This window comes from Streptomyces lasiicapitis, assembly GCF_014646335.1.
Classification (GTDB): domain Bacteria; phylum Actinomycetota; class Actinomycetes; order Streptomycetales; family Streptomycetaceae; genus Streptomyces; species Streptomyces lasiicapitis.
In genome coordinates this window covers 242,898-258,692 of the sequence record NZ_BMNG01000008.1, presented here as the reverse complement: position 1 = coordinate 258,692, position 15,795 = coordinate 242,898, and the positions used below count along the sequence as shown (strand labels likewise).

The following is a 15,795-nucleotide window of genomic DNA, read 5'->3' as shown; positions in this document are numbered from 1 at the left end:
CTTTACACCGGCGAAAGGTGCCCCTCCGGTACACAGGGCGGCATGCGCGTACTGCTGGTGGAGGACGAGGAATTCCTGGCCGAGATGATCGCCGTCGGGCTGCGCCGCGACGCGCTCGCGGTCGACGTGGCCGCGGACGGCCTCACCGCGCTGCGCAAACTCCAGCTCGGCGAGTACGACGTCCTCGTCCTCGACCGGGACCTGCCGGGTGTGCACGGCGACGAGGTGTGCCGCCGTGTCGTACGCCAGCGCCTGCTCACCCGCGTCCTGATGCTCACGGCGGCGGGCACGGTGCGCGACCGGGTCGCGGGCCTGGGCCTCGGCGCCGACGACTACCTGACCAAGCCCTTCGCGTACGACGAGCTGCTCGCCCGCGTCCTCGCCCTCGGGCGGCGCGCCCGGCCCGCGCTGCCGCCGGTCATCGAGCGGGCGGGCGTCGTCCTGGACACCGCACGCCGCCAGGCCAGCCGCGACGGCCGCCACCTGTCGCTGTCCCGCAAGGAATTCGCCGTCCTGGAGGCGCTGCTGCGCGCCGACGGCGCGGTCGTCAGCGGCGATGACCTGATCGAACAGGTCTGGGAGGAGGACACCAGCTACCGCACCAACGCCGTCCGCGTCACGCTCTCCAAGCTCCGCGCGAAGCTCGGGGAGCCCGCGGTGGTGGAGACGGTGCCGGGGGCGGGCTACCGGATCTCGGGGGTGTCGCTGTGAGGTCCGCCGCTCCGGGCGCGGACGCGTCCGCCGTGCCACGCCTGCCCGGCGGCCACCGCCGCCACCGCCTCCGCGTGCTCGGCGCCCTCCGCGCACCGGGCGCCCCCCGTCGGCCCGGCGCGCCCCGCGGCCTCGGCGTGCGCGGCGAGCGGGTCCGGCTCACCGCGCTCTACGGCGTCCTGCTCGTCCTGGCCGGGGCGCTGCTCACGGGTGTGGTGTACGTCCTCGTGCGGCAGGGCCTGTACTCGTCGATCAGTACGGCGGTGACCACGGCGGTGCCCGGGAACCGGGTCGACCAGGACGGCCTCGGGCCGCCGTGGGCGCTCCAGCCGGTGGCGGGGCGGGCACTGCCCACGTATCCCATGCTGCCCGCCGACACGGTGCCCGCGCAGGCGGTGACCCGGGTCAGCGACGCCGCCAGGGAGGCCGCGCTCGGCCGGCTGCTCTCGGTGTCCGTGATCGTCCTGGCCGCGTACACCGTGCTTTCCATCGCCCTGGCCTGGTGGATGGCGGGCCGCGTGCTCCGCCCCGTAGCCGTGATCACCGAAAGCGCGCGCCGCCTGTCCGGCTCCAACCTCCACGAACGCATCGCCCTGGACGCGCCCCCGGGCGAGCTCAAGCAGCTCGCCGACACCTTCGACGCCATGCTCGACCGCATCGAGCGCCTCGTCGGCGCGCAGCAGCGGTTCGCGGCCAACGCGGCACACGAGCTGCGTACGCCGCTGGCGGTGCAGCGGGCCGCCGCCGAGATCGGACTCGCAGGGGACCCACCGCCCGAGCACGTCGCCCGCATCCGTACGAAGCTGATCTCCGTGGCCGACGACAGCGAACGCCTCATCGAGGGATTGCTGCTGCTCGCGACCACCGAGCAGGGCTCAGCGGGCGGGCCGGCGCAAGAGCCCGTGGCCCTGGACATCACGGCCCGCGAGGTGGTCGCCGCGCTGGCGGAGGAGGCGGACCGACGCGCCGTCACGGTCCATGTGCGCGCCGCCCCGCTCACCGTCCGGGGCGACGGCGTCCTGCTCGAACACCTCGTGCACAACCTGATCGCCAACGCCGTACGCCACAACGTCCCCGGCGGCCACATCGAGCTGACCACGACACCCGACGCGCTCACCGTCACGAACACCGGCCCCGCCATCCCACCCGCCACCGTCACCCAACTCTTCGAACCGTTCCACCGCCTGCGCCCCCGCACCCACGCGCGCGGCGAGGGCGCAGGCCTGGGCCTGTCGATAGTGGCGGCGATAGCAAGGGCACACGGCGGCACAGCGGAGGCAACGGCGAACGGCCCAGGCGGCGGCCTACAGGTAACGGTCCGCTTCCCGATCAACGGTGCCGGGGTTTTTAGGGGCGCGGGGCTGTGCTGAATATGCGGCTCCGCCGCGCGGGCGCGACAAACCCCCACCGGCCCGCAGGTAAAACACCGCCCGACCAGCGGAGCGTTCAGTGCCGGTAAAAAATCCGATCCCCGTACTCAGAGAAAACCCGCCCGTTCCAGTCATGGCCGCCGTCCACGTTGCCCGAGCGCAGCAGAGGCGGCTGGATACCCCGCGCGGCCAGAGCGGCCGCAGCCGTGGCCATCATGGCCTGCATGAGCGCACTGGCGACCATCGTGGAAGCGGGCCCGAAGGGCGCGTCCACGGAGTCGAGGGCGAGCTCCGCGTCCCCCACTGCGATCTTGGAATCGAGGACAAGATCGCAGTGGTCCTTGAGGAAGGTCCCCGAGACATGCCGCGACTTCGTCTCGGTCGCGTACGCCACCGAGGTCACACCGATGACCTTCAGGCCGAGCGCGCGGGCGTTCATGGCCATCTCGACGGGCAGCGAGTTCCGCCCGGAGAGGGAGATGATCACCAGGACGTCGCCGGGCCGGACCGGGCTGGAGTCGAGGACGGCGCCCGCGAGCCCGTCGACACGCTCCAGGGCGGAGCCGAGCGTCGCGGGCATCACGTCGACGCCGACGACGCCGGGCACGGACAGCAGGTTCATCAGGGCGAGGCCGCCCGCGCGGTAGACGACGTCCTGGGCGGCAAGCGAGGAGTGGCCCGCGCCGAAGGCGAAGAGCCGGCCGTCGGCGGCGACGGCGTCGGCGATCAGCTCGCCGGCGGCCGTGATGTCCGCGGACTCCTCGTCCCGGACCCGGCGCAGCAGGTCGATGGCGGCGTCGAGGTAGCGCGCGGCGAGCAGGTCCCCGCTGCCGCTGTTCTCCGGTCCGTTGCCCATCCGCGAAACCCCTTCGTCCCGCCGTGTCCCGTCGTGTCGCGGATCACGGTGCGGTCTGGACCAGGGCCCTGTCAATACGGCCTCGGACCGCCTCTTTTCCCGGCGCAACCCGGTTGTCAGTGGTATGCGTCAGAATTGAGGGCAGGGCCAGCGCACGAGCGAAATCTGAGGGGCACCCATGTCGGGGCTTATTGACACCACTGAGATGTATTTGCGCACCATCCTCGAGCTGGAGGAGGAGGGTGTCGTCCCCATGCGCGCCAGGATCGCCGAGCGGCTCGACCAGAGCGGACCGACGGTGAGCCAGACGGTGGCGCGGATGGAGCGTGACGGCCTGGTGGCCGTCGCCAGCGACCGGCACCTGGAACTGACCGAGGAGGGCCGCCGTCTCGCCACGCGCGTGATGCGCAAGCACCGCCTCGCCGAATGTCTGCTGGTCGACGTGATCGGCCTGGAGTGGGAGCAGGTGCACGCCGAGGCCTGCCGCTGGGAGCACGTGATGAGCGAGGCGGTGGAGCGCCGCGTCCTGGAGCTCCTGCGCCACCCCACCGAGTCGCCGTACGGCAACCCCATCCCGGGCCTGGAAGAGCTCGGCGAGAAGGACGGCGCCGATCCGTTCCTGGACGAGGGCATGGTCTCCCTGATCGACCTCGACCCGGGCACGGACGGCAAGACGGTCGTGGTGCGCCGCATCGGCGAGCCGATCCAGACGGACGCCCAGCTGATGTACACGCTCCGGCGCGCGGGCGTGCAGCCCGGCTCGGTCGTGAGCGTCACGGAGTCCGCCGGGGGGGTGCTCGTGGGCAGCAGCGGCGAGGCCGCCGAGCTGGCGGCGGACGTCGCGTCGCACGTGTTCGTCGCCAAGCGCTGACGGCATCGGCTCCGGGCCGGGTCCCGGTCTCGCCCCCGCTTCCGCCTCGGCTGTCAACAGCCGTTATGACAGGGGAAGTTGGGGCGAGTCCGAGACCCGCCGGAGCCCAAGATTCAGTGTGCCGAATCGCAGCGCCGGGACGTTTTGCGTGCGAGGCTGTCGCGAGAGGCATATGACCTGAGGACTCTTGACCGTGTCGGCATCAGGACTTGGTCGGGCGTTCACCCGGGTCCTGGCCAGGGGCCGGAGAGGGGGCAGACGATGTGCCCGGCTGGTGAACGGACGCGTGCGGGGCGTGGCAGGCCGCGCGCCGCGCACGGGCCGCACGCCCTGTATGCGGAGGCACCGCACGCGCTGCCCGCAGCGGCATCGCGCACCCGGCAAGCAGAGGGCCCCGGCGCCCTTGAGCGCCGGGGCCTGTCCTCCCCTGTGCTGACCCGGAGCCCCGAGCTCCCAGGGTCATTCCCCTCGGACCGTTTTCCCCGAGCGGCCCGCCTCCCGTTGAAGATCTCCCCTCGGCGGCGGCGGTCAATCCTTGAGCATGGTCACCCGAACGAGGGGTGTTGGCGGCAAGACGGCCGATTTCGAATGAGGGTTCGATAGCGTGCCGGGGTGCGTGAGTGAACAACCCGACCGGATTCAAGGGGGGTGCCTGGGACCATGGTGCGGCGCATCGACGTGACCGGCGCGGGCGGCGTGAGCCTCGCCGCCTGGGAGTATGCCGACCCGCCCAAATCCAGGGAGGCCGATGCCGCCCCGGGCGGAGTGCTGTTGCTGCACGGCCTGATGGGCCGCGCCTCGCACTGGGCGAGCACCGCCCGCTGGCTCTCCGAGCGGCATCGCGCCGTCGCGCTCGACCAGCGCGGGCACGGCCAGAGCGACAAGCCGGCCGAGGGCCCGTTCAACCGCGAGGCGTACGTGGACGACGCCGAGGCCGCCCTCGAACAGCTCGGCCTCGCCCCCGCCGTCCTCATCGGGCACTCCATGGGCGCCCTCACCGCCTGGCAGCTCGCCGCGCGCCGCCCGGACCTGGTCCGGGGCCTGATCATCTGCGACATGCGCGCTTCGGCGCTCGGCGCCGCGTCCCAGCGGGAGTGGGAGAACTGGTTCAAGTCCTGGCCGGTCCCGTTCGCCGCGCTCGCGGACGTACGGAAGTGGTTCGGCGAGGACGACCCCTGGGTGGAGCGCCCCAACCCCTCACGGGGCGCCTTCTTCTCCGAGATCATGGCCGAGGGCCCCGACGGCTGGCGCCCCGTCTTCGACCCCTCCCAGATGCTGAAGTCCCGCGAGACCTGGGTGTACGACGCCCACTGGGAAGAGCTCGTCCAGGTCCAGTGCCCCGCCCTGGTGGTCCGCGGCCTCGACGGCGAGCTGGGCCGGGCCGAGGCCCAGGAAATGGTCCGGGTCCTTCCCCGCGGCGCCTACGCGGAGGTGGCCGACGCGGGCCACCTGGTCCACTACGACCGCCCGGAGGGCTGGCGCGAGGCGATCGAGCCGTTTCTGGACGGAGTACTGGCGGGGTCGTAGCCACCCTCAAGGGCTGTCGTAACCACCCTCAAGGGCTGAGGCGCCGAAGCTCCCAGCCCCCAGAAGCGTCCTCGCGCACGTAGCAGAGCCGGTCGTGCAGCCGGTTGCTGCGCCCCTGCCAGAACTCGACGGCCAGCGGGGTGACCCGGTAGCCGCCCCAGTGCGGCGGGGCCGGGACCTGCTCGCCCTCCGGGTAGCGCGCGGCCAACTCCGCGTACGCGGCGTCGAGTTCGTCCCGGGAGGCGATCACGGAGGACTGCGCGCTGGCCCAGGCACCGAGCTGGGACCCGTGCGGGCGGCTGCGGAAGTAGCGGACGGTCTCGTCACGGCCGGTCCGCGCCGCCGTACCGGTGACGATGACCTGGCGCCGCATCGGATGCCAGGGGAAGAGCAGCGAGACATGCGGGTTCGCGTCGATGTCGCGCGCCTTGCGGGACCCGTAGTTCGTGAAGAAGACGAAGCCCCGCTCGTCGTACCCCTTCAGGAGCACAGTGCGGGAGCTCGGCCGCCCGTCGGCGTCCGCCGTCGACACGACCATCGCGTTCGGCTCGTGGATCACCCCGGCGGGGTCCGCCGCCTCGGCGGCCGCCTGCGCGAACCAGCGCCCGAACTGCTCGACGGGATCGGCGGCAAAGTCGGCTTCGGCGATGCCCTCGGCGGCGTAGTGCGCCCGCATGGCGGCCAGGTCACCGGCGTGGGATGCGCCAGATGATTCAGGTGCTACAGATGCTTCAGATGCGTCGGAGTCAGTGGCACGGAAGTCGGTCACGCGGTCATCTTGCCGTATACGAACACCCCCTCACACAGCGGCAGTCGGCGGGCGCACACCGCCACCAGGAGGTGATGTGTGGCACTGGGTGCCGCATTCCATCGCCAAGGGTGGCACCAAGGGTTATCGTTCCGAAGCCGTGTCGGTTGGGTGACCTCCGGCCGCGCGGGGCATCACCGGGTTACCCCGGACCCAAGCGCCCAGGCCTCGGGTCACAGACATCCCGCACACATCGCGTACACATCCCGACGTACACACCGTGTCGCACACATCATGAGGAGCCGCCTGATGTCCGACTTCGTACCCGGACTTGAAGGAGTCGTCGCGTTCGAGACGGAGATCGCCGAACCGGACAAGGAAGGCGGTGCCCTGCGCTATCGGGGCGTCGACATCGAGGACCTGGTCGGCCACGTCTCCTTCGGCAACGTGTGGGGCCTGCTCGTCGACGGCGCCTTCGACCCCGGCCTGCCGCCCGCCGAGCCGTTCCCGATCCCCGTGCACTCCGGGGACATCCGCGTCGACGTGCAGTCCGCGCTCGCCATGCTCGCCCCCGTGTGGGGCCTGCGCCCGCTCCTCGACATCGACGAGGCCCAGGCCCGCGACGACCTCGCGCGCGCCGCCGTCATGGCGCTTTCGTACGTCGCCCAGTCCGCGCGCGGCCAGGGCCTGCCGATGGTTCCGCAGCGTGAGATCGACAAGGCCGAGACGGTCGTGGAGCGGTTCATGCGGCGCTGGCGCGGTGAGCCCGATCCGCGGCACGTGCAGGCCGTCGACGCGTACTGGACGTCGGCCGCCGAGCACGGCATGAACGCGTCCACGTTCACCGCCCGTGTCATCGCCTCCACCGGCGCCGACGTGGCCGCCGCGCTGTCGGGTGCGGTCGGCGCCATGTCGGGCCCGCTGCACGGCGGCGCGCCCTCCCGCGTGCTCGGCATGATCGAGGAGATCGAGCGCACCGGTGACGCCGTCGCGTACGTCAAGCAGGCCCTGGACAAGGGCGAGCGCCTGATGGGCTTCGGGCACCGCGTCTACCGCGCCGAGGACCCGCGCGCCCGCGTCCTGCGCCGCACCGCCCGCGAGCTGGGCGCGCCCCGCTTCGAGGTCGCCGAGGCCCTGGAGAAGGCGGCCCTGGACGAGCTGCACGCCCGCCGCCCGGACCGCGTCCTCGCCACGAACGTCGAGTTCTGGGCGGCGATCGTGCTCGACTTCGCCGAGGTCCCGGCGCACATGTTCACGTCGATGTTCACGTGTGCGCGCACGGCCGGGTGGTCGGCGCACATTCTTGAGCAGAAGCGGACGGGGCGCCTGGTGCGGCCGTCGGCCCGGTATGTGGGGCCCGCCGCGCGTGGCCCGCAGGAGATCGCGGGGTATGGAGACCTCACGGGCTGAGCGCCGCACCGCCGACGCGGCGGCGCCGGGCCGGGGCACCGGTGCCCCGGCCCGCGCCCGGGGGTTCCGGCTCCCGGGCCGGCCCGCCGGTCGGCAGCGGAGGAGACACTCCCCATGCGGTGGCAGCGAGCACGGTCGCGTACACGTCTGATCACGGGTTTCGGTACGGCGCTCGCGGCGACCGCCGCCCTCGCCGTCCCCCTCACGGCCCCCACGGCCGCCCACGCCACGCCGCCGGGCCCCGGCGTCACCAGCGAACTGATCCGCCAGACGACCGTCGGCGACACCGACTACATCCTGCGCCGCGTGACCCTGCCGCCCGGTCAGGCCACCGGCTGGCACTTTCACGACGGCCCGCTGCACGCCGTGGTCAAGCAGGGAACCCTCAGCCACTTCGACGCGACCTGCGCGTCGGACGGCGTCTACCCGGCCGGCTCCCCCGTGTACGAACCGCCGGGCGCCGACCACGTCCACATCGGCCGCAATCTCGGCACCCGCCCGGTCGTCCTTGAGGTCCTCTACGTCCTGCCGCACGGCGCGCCCCTGTCGCAGGACGCGCCCAACCCGGGCTGCCCGTTCCAGTAGAGCCCGAGCGGGGCGGGGCTGAGTGGAGGGCGGGGCCGTCAGCCCAACGCCTCGTCCACCAGGCGTCCCCACTGCGCCACGACCCGCTTCCGCCGCACCGCGTCATCGGTGAGGAGGTTCGCGAGGCCCAGGCCCCGCGCCATGTCGAGCAGCCCCTGCACGGTCTCCCGGACACCGCTCCCGCTCTCGTCGGCGCCGAGCAGCTCCACCGCGATGCGGTGCGTCTCCCGGCCGACGCGGGCCTCCAACTCGGCGACCCGAGGGCTCAGTTGCTCCTCGTTGGACGCGGCGACCCAGAGCTGGAGCGCGGCCCGGAACAGCGGGCCCGTGTAGAGGTCGACCAGGGCCGCGACCACCGCCGTCCGGTCGGCCCCGGCCACGCCCCCGCCCGCGTCCGGGAACAGCCCCCGCAACGCGGCCGACCGCTCCTCGGCGACGTACTCCACCGCGGCGGTGAACAGCTCCTCACGCGTACGGAAGTGATGCTGGGCGGCCCCGCGCGACACCCCGGCCCGCTCCGCGACCACCGACACGGTCGACCCCGCCCACCCGTGCTCGGCGAGGCAGGACACGGCCGCCTCAAGGAGCCGCTGCCGGGTGACGCGGCTGCGGTCCTGCTTGGGCGCGCGATCCGCCTCCGTCTTGTCGAACACGTCAAGAACCCTAGCCGTGACACATTTCCTGGCGACGGCCAGCGCCCCCGGTCCGCTGCCGGACCGGGCGCGCCGCTGTGTGGAGGTGTGGAGGGGCCTGCTACCAGCAGGGGATGACGTAGCGGACGGGGTTCCAGTCGCCGTGCTTGTCAAAGCTGTACGCCTGTGGCGTCTTGTAGACCATGTCACCCCTGGGGTTGTACATCCTGGCCCGGCGGCTCTCCAGGTTGCGGGTCTGGTCGTTGATCCAAGAACCGCCCCTGCCCCAAGTGGACACGTAGTACTTCTTATTGCACGTGACCATGTCGATCCTGGTGCCCTCGAAGTTGTCCTTCTGGTAAGCACAGAAGGTCTTGGACACCACCGGACTCTTGCACGGGTCGGCGGCCATGCGCATCCCGTCGCCCGAGGCGAAGTCGCGCGGACGGTCCTCGCCCGGGAGGGCGACGAGGATCTGGCCCTTGCCCTTGAGGTCGATCTTGTTGAGCGCGACCTGGGTCCCGCCCGTCTTCTTCAGGTAGCGGTCCACGTCCGCCTGCAGCGCCGTGGTCTGCGCACTGGTCAGGCGCGCGGACTCGGCCTGCGAGGCGAAGCGCGGTGTGCTCGGTGCGGCGGACCCCGCCTGGGCCGAGGCCACGCCCGTGCCGAGCATCAGCAACGCTCCTGCGGCCGCGACGGCGAAGCGGCCCTTCGTGACTGCCATGTGGTTCCCCCTGGATCTTCGCGGTTCTCTGCTGAAGCCGCCGCGTTTCGCGGCGCACTCAGAAGATTCCAGCGGGACGAAGCCGAGTCATCTACCGAGGAGTTGAGCCGGATAAACCTCTGGTGGACGCCATGGATAAACCTTTGGTGGACGCTGCGGAGAAACCCTTGGTGGACGCTACGGACCACGGCGGTTCCGGCCGAGGACGTCATCGAGGACCGATGTCCACTGCGCCACCACCCGCTCCCGTCGCGCCCCGTCGTCCGTGAGGAGGTTCGCGAGGCCGAGGCCCCGCGCCATGTCCAGGAAGCCCTGGATGGTCTCCCGGACCCCTGGGGCCGACTCGTCCGCGCCGAGCAGCTCCACGGCCATCCGGTGCGTCTCGCGCCCCACGCGGCCCTCCAACTCGACGACCCGGAAACCCAGTTGGGGTTCATGGGAGGCCGCGACCCACAGGTGCAGCGCGGCGCGGAACAGCGTGCCGGTGTAGAGGTCGACGAGGGCGGTGACGACGGCGCGGCGGTCGGGGGCCGCGGCCTCCGCGGGGAAGAGGCCGCGCAGGGCGGCGGAGCGCTGCTCGGCGACGTACTCGACGGAGGCGGTGAAGAGGTCTTCGCGGGTGGGGAAGTGGTGCTGTGCCGCGCCCCGCGAGACACCGGCGTGCTCGGCGACCACGGCCACGGTGGAGCCGGTCCAGCCGCGGTCGGCGAGGCAGGCCACGGCGGCTTCGAGGAGGCGCTGCCGCGTGGCCCGGCTGCGGTCCTGCTTGGGCGACCGGTCGGGCTCGGTCACAGCGCCCATGAACGCTCCCTTCGTTCCAGGAACGCCGCCATGCCCTCCCGCGCCTCGGCGGAGCCGAAGCGGCGTGCGGACAGGGCGACGAGGGCGTCCGCGTCGTTGTCGAACGCGCTGAGCATCTCGGCCGTGACCAGCCGTTTCGTGTCGGCCAGCGCCCCGGGGGCGGCCTTGCGCAGCCCGTCGAGGACGGGCGCGAGCACCCCGTCGACGTCCTCGCCCTCGGCCGCGTACGCCGAGACCAGGCCGATCCGCGCCGCCTCCGCCGCGTCGAACCGCTCCCCGGTGAGGTAGTAGCGGCTCGCCGCGCGCGGGTCGAGGCGCGGCAGCAGGGTCAGGGAGATCACCGCCGGTACGACACCGATGTGCACCTCGGTCAGCGCGAAGGAGGCCGCTTCGGCGTCGGCCACCGCGATGTCGCACGCCGCGAGCAGCCCGAGCCCACCCGCCCGGACATGCCCCGTCACCCGCGCCACCACCGGCTTCGGCAGCTCCACGAGCTGCCGGAGGAGCGCCACGAACGCCCCCGGGTCCGGCGGTTCGCGCAGGTCCGCGCCCGCGCAGAAGGTGGTGCCGGTGTGGGTGAGGACGATCGCGCGTACGGCGTCGTCCTTGCCCAACTCCGCAAGCGCGGCGGAGAGTTCGCTCACGAGTGCAGCCGAGAGCGCGTTGCGGTTGGCGGGCGAATCCAGGGTGAGGGTGACGATGCCGCGGTCGGGCGGCGAGACGAGGACCACTGCCATGACGACTCCAGCTGCGACTAGTACGACTTGGGCAGGCCCAGGCTCTGGTGGGACACGAAGTTCAGGATCATCTCCCGGCTCACCGGCGCGATCCGCGCGACGCGGGACGCCACGATGAGCGAGGCGAGCCCGAACTCCTTGGTCAGACCGTTGCCGCCGAGGGTGTGCACCGCCTGGTCCACGGCCTTCACACAGGCGTCGGCCGCCGCGAACTTCGCCATGTTCGCGGCCTCGCCCGCGCCCATGTCGTCGCCGTCGTCGTACAGCCGGGCCGCCTTCTGCATCATCAGGCGGGCCAGCTCGATCTCGATGTGCGACTGGGCGAGGGGGTGCGCGATCGCCTGGTGGCCTCCGATGGGCTGCTTCCACACGGTGCGTTCCTTCGCGTACTCCACCGCCCGCGCCAGCGCGAACCGCGCCATGCCCAGCGAGAACGCCGCCGTCATGATGCGCTCGGGGTTGAGCCCCGCGAAGAGCTGGAGCAGGCCCGCGTCCTCGTCGCCGACGAGCGCGTCCGACGGCAGCCGCACGTCCTCCAGGACCAGCTCGAACTGCTTCTCCGGCGCCTGGAGTTCCATGTCGATGCGGTTGCGCGTGAAGCCGGGCGCGTCGCGCGGGACGATGAACAGGCAGGGTTTGAGCTTGCCCGTGCGGGCGTCCTCGGTGCGGCCGACGATGAGGGTCGCGTCGGCGATGTCGACGCCGGAGATGAAGACCTTGCGGCCGGTGAGGATCCAGTCGTCGCCGTCCCTGCGGGCGGTGGTGGTGATGCGGTGCGAATTGGAGCCCGCGTCGGGCTCGGTGATGCCGAACGCCATCGTCCGGCTGCCGTCGGCCAGGCCGGGCAGCCACTCGCGCTTCTGCGCCTCCGTACCGAAGCGGGCGATCACCGTGCCGCAGATCGCCGGGGACACCACCAGCATGAGCAGCGGGCTGCCCGCCGCGCCCAACTCCTCCAGGACGATGGAGAGTTCGGCGATGCCTCCGCCTCCGCCGCCGTACTCCTCGGGCAGGTTCACGCCCAGGTAGCCCAGCTTGGCGGCGTCCGCCCACAGTTCGTCGGGGTGGCCCTCGCTCTGGACGACGCGGGTCATGTAGGTGCGGCCGTAGCGCTTGCCGAGCGCCGCGACGGCCGCGCGCAGTGCCTTGTGTTCCTCGGTTTCAAGGACGGGAGCGTTCACAGTTCTTCCTCCTGTACGTCGTCCACGATCACGCTGCGACTTACTGGGCGCCTTCGGTGTCCTCGTTGTCCTCGGCGTCCTCGGTGTCCTCCTGGACCACCGCGAGCAGTGCGCCCACCTCGACCTGCCTGCCTGCTTCCGCGTGCAGCGCCGTGAGTACTCCGGAGGCGGGAGCCACGACGCGGTGCTCCATCTTCATCGCCTCCAGCCAGACGACCGGCTGCCCGGCCGTGACCCGCGCGCCCTCCGCAAGACCCTCAGCCACCCGCAGCACCGTCCCCGGCATCGGCGCGAGCAGGGAGCCCGGCTCCTGCCGCACGGTGGGCTCGGGCAGCAGCGGCAGCGCGGTGAGCGCCACGTTCCCGACGTACACGCGGTCGCCGCCGTAGCGCGTGACGGCGAACTCCCGCCGCACGCCGTCCACTTCGAGTGCGACTCGACCTCGAGAGGCCCGCACCACCCGCACGCCCTCCGCGACCGGACCGCCCCGCGTATCCGCGTACCGGACCTCGTGCTCGACCCCGTCCGCCTCGTTCCGGTACCGCTTGACCTGCTCCTGCGACCGCAGATTGCGCCAGCCCCCGAACCGGGACCGCCCGCAGGCGTCGGCGAGCGCGGCGGCCAGCGGCGCGTACCGGGACCCGGGGCCGGGGTCCGCCGCCGTCAGCTCCGGCAGATGCCGGTCGTAGAACGACGTGTCCATGCGGGCGGCCGTGAACTCCGCGTGCCGCAGGGAGCGTACGAGCAGCTCACGGTTGGTGACCGGGCCGTGTACGACGGTCCGGTCCAGGGCGCCCGCGAGCTTGCGGAGTGCCTCCGCGCGGGTGGGCGCGTGGGCGACGACCTTCGCGAGCATCGCGTCGTAGTGCACGCCGACGGTGTCGCCGTCCGCGTACCCCGTGTCGAGGCGCACCCCGTCCGGCACGGACAGGCGGTGCAGGGTGCCGGTCTGCGGCGCCCAGCCGGCCGCCGGGTCCTCGGCGTAGAGCCGGGCCTCGACGGCGTGACCGCGCGCGGGCGGCGGCTCCGGGCCCTCCAGCGGCTCGCCCTCCGCGATCCGGATCTGCAGGGCGACCAGATCGAGGCCGAACACGGCCTCCGTGACGGGGTGTTCGACCTGGAGGCGGGTGTTCATCTCCAGGAAGTGCGCGGTGCCGTCGGCGGCGACCAGGAACTCGACGGTGCCCGCGCCCCGGTAGTCGGTGGCGCGGGCGGCGCGCACCGCCAACTCATGCAATCCGCCGACGAGTTCCTTGCCAAGGCCCGGCGCCGGGGACTCCTCGATCACCTTCTGGTGGCGGCGCTGCAGCGTGCAGTCACGCGTCCCCAGCGGCCACACCGTCCCGTACGCGTCCGCGAGGACCTGCACCTCGACGTGCCGCCCGCCCTCGACGTACGGCTCGACGAACACTTCACCGTCCCCGAAGGCACTGGCGGCCTCGGCCCGCGCAGCCTCCAACTCGCCCTTCAGCGCGTCGAGTTCACGTACGACCCGCATCCCGCGCCCGCCACCACCGGCGGCAGCCTTCACAAGCACCGGCAGATCGGCCTCCGTCACCGCGTCGGCGGCGAGCGGCGCGAGGCCCATCAGTTCCTTCGCGCGCGTCTTGGACGCCATCGCCTCGATGGCCTCCGGCGGCGGCCCGATCCACGTCAGGCCCGCGTCGGCGACGGCCCGCGCGAACTCGGCGTTCTCGGACAGGAACCCGTAGCCGGGATGGACGGCGTCCGCGCCCGCCGCCTGCGCGGCCTTCACGATCAGTTCGCCGCGCAGATACGTCTCGGAGGGCGCCGCGCCCGGCAGTCGTACCGCCTCGTCCGCCTCGCGTACGTGAAGGGCGCCCGCGTCGGCGTCGGAGTGCACGGCGACCGTGGCGATGCCGAGCGCACGGCACGTACGGAAGACGCGGCAGGCGATCTCGCCCCGGTTGGCGACCAAAAGCTTGGATATCAACGGCCGGGAGGGCATGGGGGATTGGGAAGTCATGGGGGATCCAGTCACCTTGTTCCTACATCCTGAAGACGCCGAAGCCGCCGCGGGCGCCCTCGACCGGGGCCGTGTGGATCGCGGACAGGCAGATGCCGAGGACGGTGCGGGTGTCGCGCGGGTCGATCACCCCGTCGTCGTACAGCCGCCCCGAGAGGAACATCGGCAGCGACTCGGACTCGATCTGCTGCTCCACCATCGCGCGCAGCGCCGCGTCGGCGTCGTCGTCGTACGGCTTGCCCTTGGCCGCCGCGGACTGCCGGGCGACGATCGACAGGACGCCCGCGAGCTGCTGCGGACCCATCACGGCGGACTTGGCGCTGGGCCAGGCGAACAGGAAGCGGGGGTCGTAGGCGCGGCCGCACATGCCGTAGTGCCCGGCGCCGTACGAGGCGCCGACCAGGACCGACAGATGCGGCACCCGGCTGTTGGAGACCGCGTTGATCATCATGGCGCCGTGCTTGATGATGCCGCCCTGTTCGTACTCCTTGCCGACCATGTAGCCGGTGGTGTTGTGCAGGAAGAGCAGCGGGATGTCGCGCTGGTTGGCGAGCTGGATGAACTGGGCGGCCTTCTGCGACTCCTCGGAGAACAGCACGCCCTGGGCGTTGGCGAGGATGCCGATGGGGTAGCCGTGCAGCGCGGCCCAGCCGGTGACGAGGCTCGTCCCGTAGAGGGGCTTGAACTCGTCGAAGTCGGAGCCGTCGACGATGCGCGCGATGACCTCGCGCGGGTCGAAGGGGGTGCGCAGGTCGCCGGGGACGACGCCGAGGAGTTCGTCGGCGTCGTACTTCGGGGGGGCCGCGAGGGTGGCCGGATCGGCGTGCGCCTTGCGCCAGTTGAGGCGGGCGACGACGCGGCGGGTCTGGCGCAGCGCGTCGTGCTCGTCCTGGGCGAGGTGGTCGGCGAGGCCGGAGGTGCGGGCGTGCATCTCGGCGCCGCCGAGTTCCTCGTCGCCCGATTCCTCCCCCGTGGCCATCTTCACCAGCGGCGGCCCGCCGAGGAACACCTTCGCGCGCTCCTTGACCATGATCACGTGGTCGCACAGGCCGGGTACGTAGGCACCGCCCGCCGTGGAGTTCCCGAAGACGACCGCGATGGTCGGGATGCCGGCCGCCGAGGACTGCGTGAGGTGCTTGAAGAGGGCGCCGCCCGGGATGAAGATCTCCTTCTGGGAGGGCAGATCGGCACCCCCCGACTCCACGAGGTGGATGGACGGCAGCCGGTTGGCGTGCCCGATCTCGTGCGCGCGGAACGCCTTCTTCAGCGTCCAGGGATTGCTGGCTCCGCCGCGTACCGTCGGATCATTGGCGGTGATCAGACACTCCACACCCTCCACGACACCGATCCCGGTGACCATGGAGGCTCCGACCGGGTACTCGCTCCCCCACGCCGCGAGCGGCGACAGCTCCAGGAACGGCGTGTCGGGGTCGAGCAGCAGCTCGATGCGCTCCCGGGCGAGCAACTTCCCACGGTCGCGATGCCGTTGGACGTACTTCTCACCCCCGCCCTCCAGCGCCTTGGCCTGCTCGGCGTCAAGCTCGGTGAGCTTGGCGAGCATGGCTTCGCGGTGGGCGGCGTATTCGGGGCTCGCGGGGTCGAGCGCGGACGCGAGCACGGTCACGGTTGTACCTCCACGGTCACAGGAGCCTCGG

General features: G+C 72.1%; 15 protein-coding genes. 6 read left to right on the top strand and 9 right to left on the bottom strand.

Translation table 11 applies throughout. The annotated features are described in order from the left end of the window. Window positions 1-42: 42 nt before the first annotated feature. Entirely contained in the window at window positions 43-711 is a 669-nt protein-coding gene (locus tag IEY91_RS19630; protein WP_164323764.1) for a response regulator transcription factor, read from the top strand. After that, window positions 708-2,081 carry a sensor histidine kinase gene (locus IEY91_RS19625; RefSeq protein WP_306309903.1) on the top strand — a complete coding sequence of 458 codons (1,374 nt, stop codon included), beginning with the start codon at window positions 708-710 and terminating at the stop codon, window positions 2,079-2,081. The genes IEY91_RS19630 and IEY91_RS19625 overlap by 4 nt, the downstream gene beginning before the upstream one ends. 76 nt (window positions 2,082-2,157) lie before the next feature. Here IEY91_RS19625 and IEY91_RS19620 read toward each other — a convergent pair whose 3' ends face one another. Further along, entirely contained in the window at window positions 2,158-2,937 is a 780-nt protein-coding gene (locus IEY91_RS19620) for an SIS domain-containing protein (protein WP_164323762.1), read from the bottom strand. Between the two features lie 178 nt (window positions 2,938-3,115). Between IEY91_RS19620 and IEY91_RS19615 the strand changes: the two genes are divergently transcribed. Further along, window positions 3,116-3,808, top strand: a complete 693-nt coding sequence (locus IEY91_RS19615) for an iron-dependent transcriptional repressor DtxR (RefSeq protein ID WP_030361523.1) — start codon at window positions 3,116-3,118, stop codon at window positions 3,806-3,808. Window positions 3,809-4,468: 660 nt separating this feature from the next. Continuing rightward, window positions 4,469-5,335: an alpha/beta fold hydrolase gene (locus tag IEY91_RS19610; RefSeq protein ID WP_164323760.1), complete on the top strand. Its 867-nt coding sequence runs from the start codon at window positions 4,469-4,471 to the stop codon at window positions 5,333-5,335. A 28-nt stretch (window positions 5,336-5,363) separates the two neighbouring features. On the opposite strand, the gene pdxH is transcribed toward IEY91_RS19610, so the two are convergent. Continuing rightward, window positions 5,364-6,011 carry a pyridoxamine 5'-phosphate oxidase gene (gene pdxH / locus IEY91_RS19605; RefSeq protein ID WP_164323758.1) on the bottom strand — a complete coding sequence of 216 codons (648 nt, stop codon included), beginning with the start codon at window positions 6,009-6,011 and terminating at the stop codon, window positions 5,364-5,366. Between the two features lie 381 nt (window positions 6,012-6,392). On the opposite strand from pdxH, the gene IEY91_RS19600 reads away from it, so the two are divergent. Further along, window positions 6,393-7,493, top strand: a complete 1,101-nt coding sequence (locus IEY91_RS19600; protein WP_189174991.1) for a citrate synthase 2 — start codon at window positions 6,393-6,395, stop codon at window positions 7,491-7,493. Between the two features lie 114 nt (window positions 7,494-7,607). Continuing rightward, the gene (locus IEY91_RS19595; RefSeq protein WP_189174990.1) at window positions 7,608-8,078 is read left to right on the top strand and encodes a cupin domain-containing protein; all 471 of its coding nucleotides are present in this window, start codon (window positions 7,608-7,610) and stop codon (window positions 8,076-8,078) included. A 38-nt stretch (window positions 8,079-8,116) separates the two neighbouring features. Here the strand turns inward: IEY91_RS19595 and IEY91_RS19590 are convergent, their stop codons facing one another. From IEY91_RS19590 to IEY91_RS19560, 7 genes are all read right to left on the bottom strand, one after another. After that, window positions 8,117-8,731, bottom strand: coding sequence for a TetR/AcrR family transcriptional regulator (locus tag IEY91_RS19590; RefSeq protein WP_189174989.1), 615 nt, complete (start codon window positions 8,729-8,731; stop codon window positions 8,117-8,119). Between the two features lie 100 nt (window positions 8,732-8,831). Beyond that, window positions 8,832-9,434 carry a hypothetical protein gene (locus tag IEY91_RS19585; RefSeq protein ID WP_189174988.1) on the bottom strand — a complete coding sequence of 201 codons (603 nt, stop codon included), beginning with the start codon at window positions 9,432-9,434 and terminating at the stop codon, window positions 8,832-8,834. A gap of 177 nt (window positions 9,435-9,611) precedes the next feature. Next, complete coding sequence (locus tag IEY91_RS19580) at window positions 9,612-10,235, bottom strand: TetR/AcrR family transcriptional regulator (protein ID WP_189174987.1); 624 nt, start codon at window positions 10,233-10,235, stop codon at window positions 9,612-9,614. After that, a complete protein-coding gene (locus tag IEY91_RS19575; protein WP_189174986.1) occupies window positions 10,223-10,972 on the bottom strand; it encodes an enoyl-CoA hydratase family protein in 750 nt (249 codons plus the stop codon). Before IEY91_RS19575 ends, IEY91_RS19580 begins: the two co-directional genes overlap by 13 nt. A 17-nt stretch (window positions 10,973-10,989) precedes the next feature. Next, window positions 10,990-12,153, bottom strand: a complete 1,164-nt coding sequence (locus IEY91_RS19570; RefSeq protein ID WP_189174985.1) for an acyl-CoA dehydrogenase family protein — start codon at window positions 12,151-12,153, stop codon at window positions 10,990-10,992. Between the two features lie 40 nt (window positions 12,154-12,193). Next, window positions 12,194-14,107 carry an acetyl/propionyl/methylcrotonyl-CoA carboxylase subunit alpha gene (locus IEY91_RS19565; RefSeq protein WP_189175110.1) on the bottom strand — a complete coding sequence of 638 codons (1,914 nt, stop codon included), beginning with the start codon at window positions 14,105-14,107 and terminating at the stop codon, window positions 12,194-12,196. 55 nt (window positions 14,108-14,162) lie between these two features. After that, complete coding sequence (locus tag IEY91_RS19560) at window positions 14,163-15,764, bottom strand: acyl-CoA carboxylase subunit beta (RefSeq protein WP_189174984.1); 1,602 nt, start codon at window positions 15,762-15,764, stop codon at window positions 14,163-14,165. Between the last annotated feature and the right edge of the window lie 31 nt (window positions 15,765-15,795).

What these genes read in the sequence shown, in the direction of transcription:
- IEY91_RS19630 (WP_164323764.1), top strand. Translation starts at nt 43, where the DNA reads ATGCGCGTACTGCTGGTGGAGGACGAGGAATTCCTGGCCGAGATGATC.
- IEY91_RS19620 (WP_164323762.1), bottom strand. Translation starts at nt 2,937, where the DNA reads ATGGGCAACGGACCGGAGAACAGCGGCAGCGGGGACCTGCTCGCCGCG.
- IEY91_RS19615 (WP_030361523.1), top strand. Translation starts at nt 3,116, where the DNA reads ATGTCGGGGCTTATTGACACCACTGAGATGTATTTGCGCACCATCCTC.
- IEY91_RS19610 (WP_164323760.1), top strand. Translation starts at nt 4,469, where the DNA reads ATGGTGCGGCGCATCGACGTGACCGGCGCGGGCGGCGTGAGCCTCGCC.
- pdxH (WP_164323758.1), bottom strand. Translation starts at nt 6,011, where the DNA reads ATGCGGGCGCACTACGCCGCCGAGGGCATCGCCGAAGCCGACTTTGCC.
- IEY91_RS19600 (WP_189174991.1), top strand. Translation starts at nt 6,393, where the DNA reads ATGTCCGACTTCGTACCCGGACTTGAAGGAGTCGTCGCGTTCGAGACG.
- IEY91_RS19595 (WP_189174990.1), top strand. Translation starts at nt 7,608, where the DNA reads ATGCGGTGGCAGCGAGCACGGTCGCGTACACGTCTGATCACGGGTTTC.
- IEY91_RS19585 (WP_189174988.1), bottom strand. Translation starts at nt 9,434, where the DNA reads ATGGCAGTCACGAAGGGCCGCTTCGCCGTCGCGGCCGCAGGAGCGTTG.
- IEY91_RS19580 (WP_189174987.1), bottom strand. Translation starts at nt 10,235, where the DNA reads ATGGGCGCTGTGACCGAGCCCGACCGGTCGCCCAAGCAGGACCGCAGC.
- IEY91_RS19575 (WP_189174986.1), bottom strand. Translation starts at nt 10,972, where the DNA reads ATGGCAGTGGTCCTCGTCTCGCCGCCCGACCGCGGCATCGTCACCCTC.